At 66.1% G+C, this 16,576-nt stretch carries 16 protein-coding genes; 5 read left to right on the forward strand and 11 right to left on the reverse strand.

The genetic code is table 11. From position 1 onward, the window contains the following. Positions 1–980 precede the first annotated feature (980 nt). A complete protein-coding gene (locus tag NLM25_RS44485) occupies positions 981–1,574 on the forward strand; it encodes a hypothetical protein (RefSeq protein WP_375167850.1) in 594 nt (197 codons plus the stop codon). Positions 1,575–1,725: 151 nt separating this feature from the next. After that, positions 1,726–3,540 (forward strand): chloride channel protein, encoded by a 1,815-nt coding sequence (locus tag NLM25_RS30785; protein ID WP_254139494.1) that lies wholly within the window; start codon positions 1,726–1,728, stop codon positions 3,538–3,540. Positions 3,541–3,714: 174 nt separating this feature from the next. Here NLM25_RS30785 and NLM25_RS30790 read toward each other — a convergent pair whose 3' ends face one another. The 10 genes from NLM25_RS30790 to NLM25_RS30835 form a co-directional block, all read right to left on the reverse strand. Next, the gene (locus NLM25_RS30790; protein ID WP_254139495.1) at positions 3,715–4,233 is read right to left on the reverse strand and encodes a hypothetical protein; all 519 of its coding nucleotides are present in this window, start codon (positions 4,231–4,233) and stop codon (positions 3,715–3,717) included. 167 nt (positions 4,234–4,400) lie between these two features. Next, positions 4,401–4,982, reverse strand: a complete 582-nt coding sequence (gspM, locus tag NLM25_RS30795) for a type II secretion system protein GspM (protein ID WP_254139496.1) — start codon at positions 4,980–4,982, stop codon at positions 4,401–4,403. Next, complete coding sequence (locus tag NLM25_RS30800; protein WP_254139497.1) at positions 4,979–6,019, reverse strand: PilN domain-containing protein; 1,041 nt, start codon at positions 6,017–6,019, stop codon at positions 4,979–4,981. The genes gspM and NLM25_RS30800 overlap by 4 nt, the downstream gene beginning before the upstream one ends. A 1-nt stretch (position 6,020) precedes the next feature. Further along, entirely contained in the window at positions 6,021–6,935 is a 915-nt protein-coding gene (locus NLM25_RS30805) for a general secretion pathway protein GspK (RefSeq protein ID WP_254139498.1), read from the reverse strand. Continuing rightward, positions 6,932–7,636 (reverse strand): prepilin-type N-terminal cleavage/methylation domain-containing protein, encoded by a 705-nt coding sequence (locus tag NLM25_RS30810; protein WP_254139499.1) that lies wholly within the window; start codon positions 7,634–7,636, stop codon positions 6,932–6,934. Before NLM25_RS30810 ends, NLM25_RS30805 begins: the two co-directional genes overlap by 4 nt. An 11-nt stretch (positions 7,637–7,647) precedes the next feature. After that, a complete protein-coding gene (locus NLM25_RS30815; RefSeq protein WP_254139500.1) occupies positions 7,648–8,043 on the reverse strand; it encodes a type II secretion system protein J in 396 nt (131 codons plus the stop codon). Beyond that, on the reverse strand, positions 8,021–8,515 hold the full coding sequence (locus tag NLM25_RS30820) for a prepilin-type N-terminal cleavage/methylation domain-containing protein (RefSeq protein WP_254139501.1): 495 nt from the start codon (positions 8,513–8,515) through the stop codon (positions 8,021–8,023). The genes NLM25_RS30815 and NLM25_RS30820 overlap by 23 nt, the downstream gene beginning before the upstream one ends. Beyond that, complete coding sequence (gene gspG, locus NLM25_RS30825; RefSeq protein ID WP_254139502.1) at positions 8,478–8,933, reverse strand: type II secretion system major pseudopilin GspG; 456 nt, start codon at positions 8,931–8,933, stop codon at positions 8,478–8,480. Before gspG ends, NLM25_RS30820 begins: the two co-directional genes overlap by 38 nt. Before the next feature lie 21 nt (positions 8,934–8,954). Next, positions 8,955–10,166, reverse strand: coding sequence for a type II secretion system F family protein (locus NLM25_RS30830; RefSeq protein ID WP_254139503.1), 1,212 nt, complete (start codon positions 10,164–10,166; stop codon positions 8,955–8,957). Positions 10,167–10,171: 5 nt separating this feature from the next. Further along, positions 10,172–11,914 (reverse strand): ATPase, T2SS/T4P/T4SS family, encoded by a 1,743-nt coding sequence (locus NLM25_RS30835; RefSeq protein WP_256571044.1) that lies wholly within the window; start codon positions 11,912–11,914, stop codon positions 10,172–10,174. Positions 11,915–12,079: 165 nt separating this feature from the next. Here NLM25_RS30835 and gspD point away from each other — a divergent pair, with 165 nt between their 5' ends. Then, a complete protein-coding gene (gene gspD / locus NLM25_RS30840) occupies positions 12,080–14,365 on the forward strand; it encodes a type II secretion system secretin GspD (RefSeq protein WP_254139504.1) in 2,286 nt (761 codons plus the stop codon). A 4-nt stretch (positions 14,366–14,369) separates the two neighbouring features. Continuing rightward, positions 14,370–14,966, forward strand: coding sequence for a prepilin peptidase (locus NLM25_RS30845; protein WP_254139505.1), 597 nt, complete (start codon positions 14,370–14,372; stop codon positions 14,964–14,966). 265 nt (positions 14,967–15,231) lie between these two features. Here the strand turns inward: NLM25_RS30845 and NLM25_RS30850 are convergent, their stop codons facing one another. Next, positions 15,232–15,693 carry a tetratricopeptide repeat protein gene (locus NLM25_RS30850; RefSeq protein WP_254139506.1) on the reverse strand — a complete coding sequence of 154 codons (462 nt, stop codon included), beginning with the start codon at positions 15,691–15,693 and terminating at the stop codon, positions 15,232–15,234. A 434-nt stretch (positions 15,694–16,127) separates the two neighbouring features. On the opposite strand from NLM25_RS30850, the gene NLM25_RS30855 reads away from it, so the two are divergent. Further along, complete coding sequence (locus NLM25_RS30855) at positions 16,128–16,457, forward strand: hypothetical protein (protein WP_254124498.1); 330 nt, start codon at positions 16,128–16,130, stop codon at positions 16,455–16,457. The last annotated feature ends 119 nt before the right edge of the window (positions 16,458–16,576 follow it).

Raw genomic sequence — 16,576 nt, forward strand, 5'->3', positions numbered from 1 at the left:
ATATACCAAAGATTAGACCATCAAGGATCCAATGTCCTCAGGGACTCAATGCTTTGGCAACTGCGATGCAAGGTTCAGTCAGGTCTACGTGCTGGCGGTCGGCTAGGCGGCGGCTCATTGAGATCTCGGGCCCAAGGAGCACCAATTGCAACGCTTGATCTCGAAGAGATATCGCCGGAGCTCATACAGGACGAAGTGAGAAAACTTGCCGCAACCGTAGCGCCGCCTGCCATTATCCTCACAAACATAGGTCCGCGCAAAGGGCTTGATCGAAATGGAGCTTCCTGCATCCCAAGCACCAAGCTGAATCGATCGATCTTATTAGCATAAGGATGCATGGGACGTCGAGTCCGGCGGCTCTCCCAGGACCTGCTTAGAGGAGCGCATCAAGCCGATCGAACCTGCACCCAGCGCGCGCCTTGGTCGGCCAACCGGTGACGCTTTCGCGTGCGCCGAGGAGGATGGTGGCGCGGCCGCTAAGTTTGGCTTCGCCCCTGACGAAATTACCGAACTGAGACTATCGGAGGTCGTTTGACATTGTGCAACGCTGACGCGCGCGGCCCGCGGGACGAGTTTAGTCTGGATCGATTTGGGATTCCCAAATCACTTTGTTTCTGAATCACCGTGCTGGCTGGACGGAGGCCAGCATGGATGGGCAAGCCGTACTCTGTAGATCTGCGCAAGCGCGTCGTAGCCGGCGGCCGCGGCCTGAAGGTCGACTATCACTCGGTCTGGGATTTCGTGCATGCCGAGAAGCTCAGCTTCAAAAAAAGCGTGGCGGCTGGCGAACGCGATCGTCCAGAGGTCGCGCGGCGCCGAGCCCAGTGTACAAAGTATCAAGACCGCGTCGAAACTGAGCGGCTGGTCTTCATCGACGAGACCTGGACGCGGACCGATATGGCCCCCTGCGCCACGCGGGAGCAGACTTCACGCCAAGGTTCCCCACGGCCGCTGGAAGACCATGACCTTTCCTGGCGGCATTGCGCTGTGATCGGATCGATGCGCCGTGGTTCATCGAGGGACCGATCGACGGCGCGAGCTTTCGTACCTATGTCGAGAGGGTTCTGCTGCCCGTCCTTCGACCGGCGATATCGTCGTCTTGGACAACCTCGGCAGCCACAGGAGCAAAGCAGTTCGCCAGCTCATCCGTTCGGTCGGGGCCAAAACTGTTCTTCCTGCCAAAATACTCGCCCGACCTGAACCCGATCGAACACCAAGCTCAAGCACCTGCTCCGAAAAGCCGCCGCGCGAACCGTCGATGCGGTCTGCGCGGCAATTGGCCAGGCGCTCGACGCTTTCACACCCGAGGAATGCGCCAACTATCTCAAAAACTCAGGCTATCGAACTTAATGCCATCGCGCTTTTGGGGCCTGCGTACTGCTCGGGGATCGTCTTGCGAGTCCGCCCAAGTGATCACGGCGATTTCGGGCCGAAGAATATCGTGCTCCACGGAGCGGAACCCCGCGTCATCGTCGACGTCCTGCTCGAATCCTACCTGCGGCCTGCCCGGGTGCGCATCTGAAGCGGCGCCGGCCCATGCCCGCATCACCCGAATTCTCGGGCTTCCGCGCTAGGCTGTCTTCTCGCCTGATCTGTGAACAGGCCTTCCCCGCGAACATTGATCCGGTTGATTTATATCGTTCTACGATATATTTCCCGCCACCGGCCGATGTGATCGGCGCCACTTCATCCTCCTCACAGTCGCGTGATCCCGATCGGACCAAGATGCCACGCTCCATCCCCGCCAACTCCCTGCCGCGCCTTGGTGACTTCACGACAGACCGGCGTGTTCTGATGCTGGTCGCCATGGCCGTCTTCGTCGGCGCCGGCGGCGCGGCGACGGCGTGGCTGTTGCTGCATGCCATCGCGATCGTCACCAATGCGGTATGGCTGCATACGCTGAGCACGCAGACGCTCTCGTTGTCGGGCCTGAAGCCCGGCGTCTGGATGGTGGCAGCCCCGGCCCTCGGCGGCCTCGTCATCGGCTTGATGGCGCGCTTTGGCTCAGAGAAGATCCGCGGCCACGGCATTCCCGAGGCGATCGAGGCCATCCTCATCGGCGGCAGCCGCCTCCAGCCGAAGGTCGCCGTCCTCAAACCACTGTCGTCGGCGATCTCGATCGGTACCGGCGGCCCGTTCGGCGCCGAGGGCCCGATCATCATGACCGGCGGCGCCGTCGGCTCTCTGTTCGCGCAATGCTTCCATCTCACCGCCGCCGAGCGCAAGGCGCTGCTGGTCGCCGGTGCGACCGCGGGCATGACGGCGATCTTCGGAACCCCCGTCGCCGCCGTCATGCTTGCCGTCGAGCTTCTCCTGTTCGAGCTGAAGCCGCGCAGCCTGATTCCCGTGATCGCCGCCTGCGTGGTCTCGTCGGCACTGCGGCCGTGGCTGATCGGCAGCGGCCCGCTGTTCCCGTTCGCCGGCCAGCTCGATTTGCCGTGGTGGGGAACGCTGGCCTGCGTCGGCATTGGCATCGCGGCAGGCTTGCAATCGGGATTGCTGACCACCCTCCTCTACAAGGCCGAGGACGTCTTCGGCCATCTGCCAATTCACTGGATGTGGTGGCCGGCGATCGGCGGATTGCTCGTCGGCGCCGGCGGCCTGATCGAGCCGCGCGCGCTCGGCGTCGGTTACGATATCATCGGCGACCTGCTCAACGACCACATTGCGGTATCGACCACGCTCCTGATCCTGTTCGTGAAGTCTGCGATCTGGATCGTTGCCCTGGCATCGGGCACCTCCGGCGGCGTCCTCGCCCCGCTTCTCATTTTCGGCGGCTGCGCCGGCTGGCTCGAAGGACAGTTGCTCCCGGGCCCGCATGGTGCGTGGGCACTGATCGGCATGGCCGCAATGATGGGCGGCACCATGCGCTCACCGCTGACCGCGATCCTGTTCGCCGTCGAGCTGACCGGCGACTTTGCGATGCTGGGTCCGCTTCTGATCGCCACGAGCGCTGCTTATGCGCTCACCGTGCTGCTGCTCAAGCGCTCGATCCTCACCGAAAAGATCGCGCGGCGCGGCCAGCACGTCGTGCGCGAATACGGCATCGATCCGTTCGACCTGCTTCGCGTCAACGAAGTGATGGTGAAGGACGTCGATACCCTGCCTGCGGCCATGACCGTCGGCGAAGCGGTATCGTTCTTCTCCGACGGGGAACGACGTCACAAGTCCTATCCGCTGATCGATGCCGGCGGACGGGTCTCCGGTCTCGTCGGCCGCTCGGACGTCCTGCGGTGGCGCGCGGAAAGCGCCGATGGTCGCGACACCCTGTTCGACCGCGTCTCGGACCGCTCGCTCACGCTCGGTTATCCCGACGAGCCCGTGTCGCACGTTGCCGATCGGATGGTTCTGGCGGACGTCGGGCGCGTGCCGATCGTCGAGCGCGCGACCGGGCATCTCGTCGGCCTGGTTGCCCGCAAGGATCTCCTGCGCATTCGCGCCACCGCAAGATCCATCGAGGAACAGCGCTCGGCCTTCTTCGGCCTTGGCCGCCGCAACCCGTCAGAACGGGCGACCGCCCTCGACGATGCGCCGCTTTAGGCGGCGCCGACGGCTGCGCCTCGTCGACGATCTGCCTTCGAATGAGTCGCGCACCAACTCTTGTTCGACTCAAGGATTACCCGGTCCAGGTAGGTCATGGTGATCTTGCCCGCCCCAGGCCTACGTGAAGCTAAGGCCTGCGCTACGTCCGAACGGTAAAGCCGTGCGGAAACGCTATTGAGCAGCTTGACCCGAGGGGACGCCCTTCGCCCCCAATGAGAACACCTCGTCGCGATCACCCTGCTTGAACGTTACCTCACGCGACTGCACCACGCTCAACGACCAGCCGTCGCGCGATTCACCCTGACGCATGCGAATGACCTTCTGATCGGTTCGATCCAGGAAGATTGCAATGGCGTCGCCTTCGCCGACCACTGCGCCAACAAGCACAAGCGGCGGCCCCTCGACGGGAACGAGCGGAGGCAGTTCGGCCGCCCTTGCGGTCGGTACGGCGGCCACCACACGCGGCGCCGGACGGCGGGTCGCAGAAAAGATCGGACGCTCTTCGGTCGCGGTGAGCCCTGACAGTGGTACCGACCAGAGCGGATTGCCGCGCGCCCGGGCCTTGCTCGGAGGCTGTGCGATCGGCCGCAGCGTGCCGACATCAATGGTGTCGTTTACACCGTGTTCGATCTCTTCCGGCAGAACGGCGATGCGGGACGACGTCGCCGCCATCGCCGCGCCGGCGCTCAACGCGACAGCGGCTCCAAGCATCGCCAATCCTATCAATTTTAGCCATTTGGCCATCGAAACCCCTTTTAGGCTCGCTGCCGACCAAGGCGGATGCAAGCCAAGCCGCAACCTAGTTCCAATGCCTACCGCCATCAATCCGGGACTTCAGAAATGGAGACACTCCGAACCTACTTCCCCGCCTGCCACTGGCCGGAGACACCCAGGATCACCCTGACGCGGCCGGTGCCGACCTCGTTCAGCGCGGTGGTCTGCGGCACCTGGACGTCGAGCTGCTCGACAAACAGGAACGGCATGCCGGCTTCGAGATCGTAGAGCACCTTCTGAAGCGCGGGCTGGTCGAGCTCGCAGCTCACAACGAGGCCGACGAATCCGTCCTTGACCTGCGCGCCTGTTACGTCGACCTGCGAGGACTGCACCGAGCCGCCGACATTGCCGACCGCCGCCGCGACCCGCTGCAACAGATTGGCGCCCGCGACCGTCACCGTCGGCCCTTCCAGGAACGGCGTGCCGGGATGCTCGGCCATGGCTGCCGCGGCATTCTTGGCGCCACCCTTGCGGCCACGCAGCTGGTCGAGCAGGTCGGAGGTTTGCGCCAGCGCCTGACGGTGGGCGATGACATCGGCGATCGACAGGCCCGCCATCAGCAGCAGCCCGCCCGTTACCGCGAGATAGAGCGTGATCGCGATCAGCGGCGAGCCGGAGAGCGCACGTGTGACGGCATTTCCACCCGTGATACCTGCGCGGCTCATGGCGCGTTCCTCGGTTCGATCTGCGCCTCGATGTGGAAGCGTTCGCCGGAATCGGATGAGCTCCGCGTGGTCGGGGCGTAGAAGGTCGCGCGGGTGAAATGCTGGGACTGCTCGATCAAGGGAATCAGCGAAGGCGCATCGCGCGTGATGCCGCCGATCTGAAGCTTGTTGCCGGACAGATGCATCTCGGTGACATAAGTGTGGTCTGGCAGCAGCCGGCTCAGCGATTCCAGCACGACCACGCTCGCCGCGGTCTCGTATTTGCGCCGCTCCAGCAGCGCCAGCGGCGAGCGCTCGCCACCGTCCCCGCCCGCGCGGAGCGCCGCACGGCGCTGGGTGATCTGGCGGTCGAGCTCGCTCTCCTGCGCACTGAGGCTGTCGGCGAGATAGCCCGCGGCAACCGATCCGACGACCGCGGCGATGGCCGCGAAAGCCAGCACCGCTTGCAGCGTCCGGCTCAGCCGCGCAGGATCGACCGCGCCGCGCGATCGCTGCTCGAACACCTTGATGTGCCCGCCGCCGGGCGCATCCGTCGCGATCGCGATCGCGGCGGGATGGAAGCCTGACAGCGTCTCGACATAACCCATGGCCAGCCTGCGCGGCGCGGCTGCGATCTCGGTGGTGATGCTCTCGCTGCCATGCGGCGATGGCCGGCTGCAACCGAACACGGCGTCGCTCGCGCTCCACGGCGTCAGCCGGTCGATCTGCGCCCGCACGATGCCGTCGAGGAAATCCGCAGCGCGGGCCGGCAGCTCCAGCGGACGGAACAGGAAGCGCGAGGGCCGCAACACGATCTCGACGCGGCTGCCGCGGACGATCTGCGCGAGATTGGGAGTGGCGAACTTGCCATCCTCGAATGCGATCTCCTTCGGGATGTTCTCCGACTTGGCGGCCTCGAGCGCGAACGCGCCGCTCTCGCCCTCGACCAGCCGCACCACGCGCGGCGACACCATCCGTTCCAGGGCGGCGACGATGGTACCGGCCACGGTGCCGGTCCAGGCATCGACAATCGTGCGAAGGGAATTGAGCGAACTCATCTCACAGAGGCTTTCCGGCGGAGCCGTCGAAGGCGTTGTGCCACGACAATATACGATAGGGCTCCTCGCCGCCTTCGAGAAGCAGGATGACGATCTCGGCCGAGCTCTGCCGGTGCGACGGTGCCTCGACGGCCACCGTGAGGCGGTAGGCTCGCGAGCCCTCGACCGTCGCATTGGTATTGCCGGCGAGCCCAACCAGGGATCGCGGGTCGATGTTGGGATCGGCGCGGTCGCGCAGCAACTGTTGCAGCGTCTGCGGCGTCATGCCCGGCAGCGCCGCCACCACCTGCGGCGCGGCGTCGAGCACGTTCACCGTCCGCATGTTGCTGAACACGGTGACGAAGGGCAGCACGCGCTCGACGACGGCGGGCGGGATGCCGCGCACGAGCCAGAGCTCGTCGCTGTGCGGGAACGGCGCGTGGCGCGGCAGATAGGACGCACCGAGCGTGCGGTAGTAGGTATCCTCCGGATTGTCCTGGCCGGACTCCGTCGACGAACGCCAGCCAAGGATGCGATCGGCATAGACGGGTGCATCCGTCGCGGAGACGCCGAGCGCCGTCATCAGGCCCGCGAGGATCGGCTTCGGCGCCATGTTGAGATCGATGCGCGCGGCCTCCGAGCGGAACGTGACGCTCAGCCGGCCGGCCCCGACGCGGGCGTTGAAGGTGCCGCTGGTGGGACGCGTGGCCTCGTTCTGCGCCGTCAGCCGGTAAGCCGCAAGCTCCAGGCCGGCATTCACCAGCGCGTCGGCCTGCAACCGGTCTGCGTTGACCGCGACGGTGACCGCGGTGTTGGTGACATAGGTCAGGTAGACCAGCGCGAGCCCAGCCAGCGCCGCCAGCAACCAGAGCACCACAACGACGATGAAGCCGCGGCCATCGCGAAGCGCACCGACGTAATGCCTCGCGCCGCTCATAGCTGCTGCTCCTGTTTCTCCGCCGGTTGCGGCCGGCTCTGCGCGGCCACGCAAGTCGCCGGGTTCTTGGCCCGCGCGCATTCCGCCGGCGCCGTGATATGCGGAACCACGGCGGCGGAGACCGCCAGCACCTGCCCGGTGGCGCCGTCGCGCACGGTGATGCGGATACGATCCGGCAGCTGTGCTTGGCCGCGCCAGATCGGCTGCCACTGACCATCAGGCCCCGCATAGGCGAAGCTCACGCGAAACGGCGCACGGACCAGCACAACCTGGTCGACGTAGCGGATCTGCCCGTCGGCCGGCATCGGCTGGAACGGCGCGCGCTCGCGCACCAGCGCCAGCCCCTGCGCATCGGCCTTCTCGATCAGGCGGATGAATTCGAGTCCCGGACGCGCGCTCGGACCGAGCGCGGTGCGCAGGAAGGTCACCGACAATTCGGCACCGTCGAACAGCGGCGCCCTGGCGTCGCTGTTGATTGGCACCTGCTCGGCAACCTGGAGGTCGGCGACGATGCGGTCGAGGCCGGTGGCGAGGCGCTCGGCCCGCTGCACGCGCGCGATTCCGCGATTCCAGTTCGGCAGCCATTGCGCCGTCACCGTCGCCAGCGCCGCCAGGATGACGGTCATCAGCAGCGTTGCGAGCAGCACCTCGAGCAGGGTGAAGCCGGCCTCGCTGTCGAGCGCGCGGCGGAGGCGTTTCATTGCCAGGCCCTTCATTGCGACGACCTCGGCACCAGCTTCACGGTCGCGACCTGGATCGCGCTGCCGTCGGCGCGCTGGAGGCGCAGATTGACGGCCATCGGCACGAAGCGGTCGGTGGCGGGATCGCCGCCTGCGACGTTCATCGGCGCGACCTCGACGCGCCAGCGGCTGCCGGCAAGTTCGCCGCTCTGCCGACCGGGCTTCAGCAATCCGCGTGCCGGCAGGTCCGCAAGCAACCGCTCGGCCGTGCCCGCCAGCGCCAGATGCTGGTCGATCGAGCGGGTGCCCTTCGCCGTGGTGGCGATGACCGAGCCGATCGTCCCGAGCACGACAGCGATGATCGCGAGCGCGACCAGCGCCTCGATCAGGGTGAACCCGGCGGCGTCAGAGCAGCTTCTGCGGGACAATCTCGACGCCTCCGGTCAGCCAGTTGACGCGCACCTCGTAGCCCATGCCGGGCCGCGCCAGTGCGATCGTCCCGCCGCACGACATGCCCGACGGAAAGAAATCGATCGACCGCCCCGTCGCGCGGTCGGCGCAGCGCGACGCCAGCGTCGCCTGCACGACCACGTCGCCGGGCAGGCGGATGGTCCGCCCGGTCACGCCGGAGCGGATCGCGCGCGCCTCCGCGTCGACCTGCGTCACCACCCTCACCTGCCGGCGCAGCGCCGCGTTGCGGTCGGCTTTCAACAGTGCCGCGGTCTCCACCGCGTAGCTCTCGAGCCTGGCGCGCGTCGTCGAGCGCGGGATCGCCGGCAGGATGATCGCCGCGAGCAGGCCGATGATCGCGAGCACGCACAGGATCTCGATCAGCGCGAAACCGCGCGCCTCACGTAGAGCTTCAGCGCGCGCCGCTGACGATGTCGGCTGCCGTTCCACTGCCGCCTTCCTGACCGTCCGATCCGAGCGAGATGACCTCGTAGGGCGCGCTGGCGCCCGGCGAGCGATAAACATAGACGTGGCCCCAGGGATCGTTGGGCACCACGCCGCCACGCAGGTAAGGCCCGTTCCAGCCGGCCTGGTTGTTCGTGCGCGTCAGTCCGACGAGGCCTTCATTGGCGGTCGGATAGCGGCCGACATCGAGATAATAGAGATCGAGCGCGCTGGAGAAGCTCTCGATCTGGATCTTTGCGGCCTTTGCCTTGGACTCGCTGAGATAGTTCAGCACCCGCGGGCCAACCAGCGCCATGATCATCCCGATGATGGTGATGACGACCAGCATCTCGACCAGGGTGAAGCCGGCCTCCCCTCGCCGCGCGCGCCGCCGGCCACGCCTTAACGACGGATGTTTGGTCACTTCCAACCCTCCATTACCTGTCTAACCGACAATCTGGCTCACCGACATCAGCGCCGTCATCACCGACGTGATCAGGCCGCCGACGACCAGCGAGATCGCGATGATCGCCGCCGGTCCCGCAATGCCGACGGCGCGGTCCAGCGTGCGCTGCAACTTGGTCTCGTAGAATTCGGCGACGCGTCCGGACAGCATCGGCAATTGCCCGGTCTCGTCGCCGAGCCGGAGCATGCGCACCGCCATCGCCGGCAGCGCCTCGGTTTCGGCCAGCGCGTCGGACAGCTTCGAGCCATGGCGGACGCGGTCGGCGGCATCGCTCCAGACCGCGGAAGGGCCCGTCGTCGCCATCATGTCGATCAGGATGCGCAGCGTGGTGGTGAGATTGACGCCGCTGCCGAGCAGCAGGCCGAGATTGCGGCAGAACAGCGCCGTGCGGTACGCGCTCATCACGTTGCGGATTGCCGGCAGCCGCACGATCGCATCGGTGATGCCGCGGCGGACGCGCGCCTGCCGCAGCAGGAGCCACGCTGCCGCAACGATGGCCGCGAGAGAAGCCAGCACCGCATCGGAATTGCCGCGCAGGAAGGTGGAGATGTTCAGGAACACGCCGACGACCGGATCGACCTTGGCGCCGAAATCCTGCAACACGCTGGCAAACTGCGGCAGCACGAAGGTGAGGAAGAACAGCAGCACGCCGCCCGCCGCGCCGAGCACGAACAGGGGATAGCGGATCGCATCCGACAGCCGGCGCCGCAAGGCCTCGCTGCGCGCACGTTCGCCTGCCAGCACCTCCAGCACCTGATCCAGCGAGCCCGACGCCTCGCCGACCCGCACCAACGCGATATACATCGGCGGAAACAGCCCCTCGTGCCGTACCAGCGCTTCGGCAAAGCTCTCGCCCGAGACGACGCGCGAACGGATGTCGGCAACGACCGGACGCAGCCGGCCGAGATCGGGATCCGCCGCGAGCAACTCCAGTCCGTCATTGATGCGGGCGCCGGCACGCAAGAGCAGCGCGAGGTCGCGGGTGAAGATGGTGACATCTTCCGGCTTCGGCTGGTTGAAGAGGCTGAACACGCTGCCCGCCGCGCCGCCGTCTTCCGGCGTGACGTTGTCGACCAGCACGAGGCCGAGCCGCTCGATCCGCTGCGCGACGTCGCCTGGCGCGGGCGCGGCGATGGCGCCGGAGACCAGTTCGCCGGTGGCGTTGAGCGCGCGGTAGCGATAGTTCGGCATGATTTCTAGCGCACCGTCGTGACGCGGAAGACCTCGGGCACGGTGGTGAGCCCGGCCCGGCATTTGGCGACCGCATCCTCCAGCATCGTCGTCATGCCACTCCGCATCGCAGCGGCATCGATCGAATGGGAGTCGGTCTGCGGGCCGATCAGCGTGCGCACCTCGTCGGACATTTCCAGGATCTCGAACACGCCGTTGCGGCCGCGATAGCCGGTGCCGCCGCAGCGCTCGCAGCCGCCGGCCTCGTGCACGACCTCGCCGCACTTGAATCCGATCACCGCAAAGCGCGGATCCCTGGCGAGATCGGCCTCGGTCAGCGCGTGCGGCACCTTGCACCGGTCGCAGAGCATGCGCACGAGGCGCTGCGCGACCACCGCGCGCAGCGTGGACTTGAGCAGGAAACCCTCGATGCCGAGATCGATCAGGCGCGGCACGGCGGCCGCCGCGGTCTCGGTATGCAGCGTCGTCAGCACGAGATGGCCGGTCAGCGCCGCGTGAATGGCGATATGCGCGGTCTCGGCGTCGCGGACCTCGCCGACCATGATCACGTCGGGGTCCTGGCGCACAAAGGCGCGCATAGCGGAGGCAAATGTCAGCCCGATCGACGGCTTGACCTGGGACTGGTTGATGCCGGGGATCTCGTACTCGACGGGATCCTCGATGGTGAGGATCTTGCGCGTCGGCTCGTTCAGGATCGACAGCATGGTCGCCAGCGTCGTGGTCTTGCCGCTGCCGGTCGGGCCCGTGACCACGACCATGCCGTGCGGCATCGCCAGCAGTCGCGTCATCACGCTCTCGTCGCGCGCGGCGAGACCGAGCTTGCTCATTTCCAGAAGACCGCGGTCGCGCGGCAGCAGGCGGATGACGGCGCTCTCGCCATGCTGCGTCGGCATGGTCGCGACGCGAACGTCGATCTCGCTGCGCCCGACGCGCACGCGGGCGGCGCCGTCCTGCGGCAGGCGCCGTTCCGCGATGTTGAGGCTGGCGAGAATCTTGATGCGCGAGATCAGCGCCTGAGGCGGGATGCCGTGCGGCGACGGCAGCGCGCGCAACAGGCCGTCGACGCGCATGCGCACGACCAGCCCGGCGCGGAACGGCTCGACGTGGATGTCGCTGGCACGCAAATCCACCGCGCGCTCCAGGAGATCGTTGAGCGCGCGCACCACCGGCGCGCCGCTGGCGAGATCGCGCAGGCTCTCGATGTCGTCGTCGGACTGCTGCCCCGATCCGGCGCTGTCGCTCGCACCAGCTTCGTCAGCGCCAGCCCGCTGGTCGAGAGCTGTCGTAATATCTTCATATGACGCGACGACAATGTCGACACGTGCGCTGAAGACAATCTCGGCGGCGCGGACGGCGGCTGCGTCCAAAGGATCTGCAATCGCTAGTCCATAACCTCCACTCGAAGAGCGGAACGGAAAGATGGTCGATTCCCGCAGGAATCTGCGTGAAAAGCCGTCGAGGCAGGGCGTGGTTGACAGCAACTGCGGAAGACCCAGTCGCGGAAGGCGAAAATATTCTGCGACCTCGTCAGCAAACTCGGCTGAAGAGAGAGCCATCGTTTCCCACAGTTCGCGAAGCGGCCGACTCCGTTCAGCATTCGACGGACCATTCAGGCCCACAAGCGCGCGCGGCGGTAACGGATACTTTGCGAGAAGGTACAGTTCGAAGGTGTCGGCGGTGACGTCCTGCACAACGTTCACCACGTTGCGCTTGTTAGCAATCCGTCCATCTGTCCCGCTCGCAACCATGCAGCCCGCGATCGAAATACTAGCAAGAAATGGTCGCGGCGCAAATTTTAGTGCCTGCGAACTATGAAGGATCCGACAAATTTTTCGCTTACTCGCAACGGCGGCGGTCATATTTTGTTCAAAGTAGTCCGCCTGAGTCTACGCCTGCGCTCAGCGTCAACTCGCATGCTGATGCCTTTGCTATCTGCCGTTCTTTTGACGTCCTGCATCGTCACGGCCGATCAATCGATCGAAGCCGATCCAAACGACCCGCGCGCCCAGGACGTCGCCGACAAGGTCCGCTCCCTCGATCTCCAGCCGCGGCAACCTTCGAATGCAGGCGCGGGCGGCGTTGCGCAAGCCAAATCGTCGAGACCCGCGATCTATCTCAGCGATGGTACCACGCCGCAAGGCGGCGCACTTCCCGAACGGGACGATGCCGGCGGCAGCGGCTACGACCTGAATTTCGAGAACGCGCCGGTCGCCACCGTCGCAAAGGTCATCCTCGGCGACGTCCTCAACGTCGGCTACACGATCGACCCGCGCGTGCAGGGCACCGTGACGCTGGCCTCGGTGCGGCCCGTGCCGAAGGCGGACGCACTCTACGTGCTGGAAAACGCGCTGCGCATGTCGGGCGTGGCACTGGTGCGCGACCGCACCGGCTATCGCCTGCTGCCGGCGCCCGAAGCCGGTCCCGGCGGCGTCGATCGCTCGATGAACGCCGCGGCCGGCCAGGGCGTCACCGTGGTGCCGCTGCGCTACGTCTCGGCGCAAAACATCTTCAAGCTGCTCGATGCCTTCGGCGTGAAGGCCGCGACCATGCGTCCCGACAGCGCCCGCAACACGCTGATCGTCAGCGGCAGCGGCAGCGACCGGGCGACCGCGGTCGACACCATTCTGTCCTTCGACGCCGACTGGATGCGCGGGCAGTCGGTCGGCATCTTCCCGGTGCGCAATTCCTCGCCGGAGCCCGTCATCTCCGAGATCGAGAAGATCATGGATTCCGGCGAAGGCGGCATGAGCCAGAACGTGATCAAGCTCCAGCCGATCGCGCGGCTCAACTCCATCCTCGTGGTGAGCCAGAAGCCGGAATATCTCAAGCGCGCGCAGACCTGGATCGCGCGGCTCGATCGCTCCGACACCGAGGGCGTGAACCTGAAATCCTATCCGCTTCGCTACGGCAATTCCAAGGTGATCGTGGCGATGCTGAACGACATGCTGTTCAACCAGAGCGCGACGAGCAACGCGACGCTCGACAACGCGTCGAGCCAGCTCGCGCCCGGCGCCGGCATTTCGACCTCCACCTCCAGCAGTCCGGTCGCGTCGCTGAGCGCGCTGCCGACCGCCGCTGCCGGCGCCGCAACGCCTGTCACTACGCCTGCGGGATCGACGCTCGGCGCCCGCGCCGTGCCCTCGGCAACCCCGGCGCAGGACAACGGCCTTGGCGGTCTCTCGGGCGGCGGAGCGAAGCCCGGCATCAACAGCATTCTCCAGAATGTGCGGATCACCGCAGACGTCACCAACAACGCCGTGCTGGTCTACGCCAACCAGGAGGCGCAGCGCATCGTCGAGCAGACCATCCGGCAGATCGACCGGCCGCAGCGCCAAATCGCGATCGAGGCGACCATTGCCGAGGTCACGCTGAACGACCAGCTGAACTATGGCGTGCAGTTTTTCCTCGCCAGCAAGCAGGGCTCGATCTCCAACACCATCTCGGGCATCAGCAATTCAAGCACGATCGGCAGCAACACCGAACCGACGAGCAACGCGGTCAATGCCGCCGCCGGCGCCCTGCTCGGCCGCGCACTGCCCGGCTTCAATTTCCTGATCGGCTCGGAAAATTCGCCGCGTGTCGTGCTCGACGCGCTGCATGGCATCACCAACGTCAAGGTGCTGTCGAACCCGTCGCTGGTGGTGCTCGACAACCAGCCGGCGACCTTGCAGGTCGGCGACCAGGTGCCGTTCTCGACCGGCACCGCGACCGTGCTGACCGCCAACAACACGGTGGTCAACACCATCGACTACAAGAACACCGGCATCATCCTGCGCGTGCTGCCGCGCGCCAACGCCAATGGCAATGTCGTGCTCGACATCGAGCAGGAAATCTCGAGCGTGGCCGCCGGCAGCGCCAACTCGCTGACGCCGACAATCTCGCAGCGCCGGGTCAAGAGCTCGATCGCGGTGACCAGCGGGCAGACCGTGCTGCTCGCCGGCCTGATCAGCGAGACCGAAAACCGGCAGCGCCAGGGCCTGCCGATCCTGGATTCCATTCCCGGCGTGGGCGACGCCTTCTCGCACCAGACCAACGCGCGCAGCCGCACCGAGCTGATCCTGTTCATCCGCCCGACGGTGATCAAGGACGGCGTCGATGCGCATGTCATCGCCGAGGAGATGCGCAGCAAGATGAACAGCCGCCTGGTCGGGACCAGCAATCCCGTGGTCACCGTGAGCCCGCCCAGGGCGGCGCGCTAGCCGCGTGACGGACGAAGCTGCGCACGAGGAGACGGGCCCAGCGCTCGCACTCAGCGTCGCCCTGCTGCTGGGCGTCTTCGCAAGCCTCGTCACCGCACCGGGCGCGGAAGGCATTTTCGGTGCGTACCTCGCCGCCCTGATGCTCGCGATCGCGGCGAACGATGCCCGCCACTTTCTGATTCCGAACGAGCTGACGGCGACGGCCTTCGCGCTCGCCTTGCTCCGCGCCGGCGCGTTCGTGCCTGATGTTGGCGTCGAGGCCCTGCTCTGGCCGGTGGCCCGCGCGGCCGCCGTCGCGCTGCCGCTGCTGCTGCTGATGGTGTCCTACCGGCGCTGGCGCGGCCGCGACGGGCTTGGGCTCGGTGACGTCAAGCTCGGAGCGGTCTGCGGCGCCTGGCTCGATCTGGCCACCGTGGTCGCAGTGATCGAGCTTGCGGCGCTGGCTGCGATCGCGGCTTATCTCGCCAATGCTGCGCTAAGGCGAGAGCGGCTCCGCGGCACGGCTTTCCTGCCGTTCGGCCTGTTCCTGGCTCCGGCGATCTGGATCGGCTGGCTGGGCGAGACCTGGTACGCCAACTGGCTCGGCGGCTGGCCGGGCTAACGCGCGACGACCGGGATATCGTGATTACCGAGGCCCGATCTCAAAAAATCGAAAAACAACCCCATGCACAGTAGACGGAGGCAGCTTTATCAATGACTTGGCTACGACCCGAATGCTCTACGGATTTTACGAAGCGATTTGACTCGTCGGGCAAAACACCGGCATGATGTCATCATGGCGGTGGTGCTCGCTCCGCTCCTCCGCGCCGACCACCTCGCCAGCCAGGACCGGCGCGACACTCATCGATCCCAAGAAGTGCCGGCGGTCAGTGCTCGCGGCTCGGCGCCCATTCCAGCGCCCGCAGGCGAGCCTGGGCGATCTCTCCGCGCGTCATCTTGGTGGTGACGGCATCGCGGATCCGGGCCCGCGCCTCGCGCGCCGGCGGCGGCGAGGCGGCCGTCGACAGATTGAGCCATTTGGAAGCCTCGACGATGTCCTGCGGCACGCCCTGGCCGCGGTCGTAGAGCAGCCCCAGCGAATATTGGGCGCGGGTGTCGCCCTGCTCCGCCGCGCGGCGGTACCACATCGCGGCTTCCGTGTAGTTCAGCGGCACGCCGCGGCCGGTCTCGAACAGGAAGCCGAGATAGGTCTGCGCCGCGCGATTGCCGCGCTCGGCGAGCGGAATGAAGATGCGGGAGGCCGTCCCATAATCCTGGCGCTGGAACGCGGCGACGCCCTGGCGCAACGACTGGGCGTGGGCGGGCGCGGCGAGCACAAGCGCAAGCATCGGCAACAGCCAAAGTCCTCGTCGTGTCGAGCCTCGCATCCGTCCCCGCAAAACCGTCCGGCGAAGCCCCGATCGAGGGTCTTCATCTCACCCGCTTGCCTACCTGCATCGCCAGACTAGTGCACGGATACTGGAGAATCCAGAGTTGCAGTGAGGACGCCGATCGATCAGATCAGATTATAATCGCCGACATGGTGCTGCGCCATCTCGGACACGTTGTCGAACACGAAATGAGCGTCCGTCATGTCCGTCAGCTGTTGGGCCTTGGCCGCCAACACTGAAACGAGCTGCGGGTCGCAGGCGGGTGATTCTAGCTTCAGAGGCTTGTCTTAAATTTGGTGTCCGTGCCTGACCCCGTAAGCCATAAATTCCATAGTCATACGTGCGGACACAATGCAGGTTCCGCCTGCGACAATGTTTTATAAAGGGACATGATGAAACTCGGCCCATTGTCAGCCGGACTGATCGGTGCCCTGGCGGTGTTCGCCGGACCGGATCGCATGCCCATCGGAGAACAGCCTGTCATGGTCGGGAAAGCCAAGGCGGACGACAGCGCCAAGGAAAGTGCCAAGGGAAGCCAAACGGAGGGAGGACGCGCTTCCTCCATGCCAATGGCCCGCGATCCTTCCGCCGCGGTGGCGGAGGAATACGAAGCCGCCCGCCGGAAGGGAACCCGGGAGGCGTTCGAGCTCTTCATTGCACGGCATGGCGATGACCCGCTGGCCGAGCGGGCGCGCAGCGCGCTGAAGCGCCTGTCGCGCTGATCCCCTTCACCCGGTGCAGCCAGCCAATCAGGCCGGCCCCCGTCAGGCATTGCATTTTGACAGGCGGCATCCGCGCCGGCGCAGACTTGCCGCATGATGTTTCGGCACTATGGTGGCTC

The sequence above is a fragment of the Bradyrhizobium sp. CCGB01 genome (genome assembly GCF_024199795.1).
Lineage (GTDB): Bacteria > Pseudomonadota > Alphaproteobacteria > Rhizobiales > Xanthobacteraceae > Bradyrhizobium.

Bases quoted from the DNA above. Each gene is read 5' to 3' on its own strand.
- NLM25_RS30785 (WP_254139494.1), top strand. From the start codon at position 1,726: ATGCCACGCTCCATCCCCGCCAACTCCCTGCCGCGCCTTGGTGACTTC.
- gspM (WP_254139496.1), bottom strand. From the start codon at position 4,982: ATGAGCCGCGCAGGTATCACGGGTGGAAATGCCGTCACACGTGCGCTC.
- NLM25_RS30800 (WP_254139497.1), bottom strand. From the start codon at position 6,019: ATGAGTTCGCTCAATTCCCTTCGCACGATTGTCGATGCCTGGACCGGC.
- NLM25_RS30805 (WP_254139498.1), bottom strand. From the start codon at position 6,935: ATGAGCGGCGCGAGGCATTACGTCGGTGCGCTTCGCGATGGCCGCGGC.
- NLM25_RS30810 (WP_254139499.1), bottom strand. From the start codon at position 7,636: ATGAAACGCCTCCGCCGCGCGCTCGACAGCGAGGCCGGCTTCACCCTG.
- NLM25_RS30830 (WP_254139503.1), bottom strand. From the start codon at position 10,166: ATGCCGAACTATCGCTACCGCGCGCTCAACGCCACCGGCGAACTGGTC.
- NLM25_RS30835 (WP_256571044.1), bottom strand. From the start codon at position 11,914: ATGGTTGCGAGCGGGACAGATGGACGGATTGCTAACAAGCGCAACGTG.
- gspD (WP_254139504.1), top strand. From the start codon at position 12,080: ATGCTGATGCCTTTGCTATCTGCCGTTCTTTTGACGTCCTGCATCGTC.
- NLM25_RS30850 (WP_254139506.1), bottom strand. From the start codon at position 15,693: ATGCTTGCGCTTGTGCTCGCCGCGCCCGCCCACGCCCAGTCGTTGCGC.
- NLM25_RS30855 (WP_254124498.1), top strand. From the start codon at position 16,128: ATGAAACTCGGCCCATTGTCAGCCGGACTGATCGGTGCCCTGGCGGTG.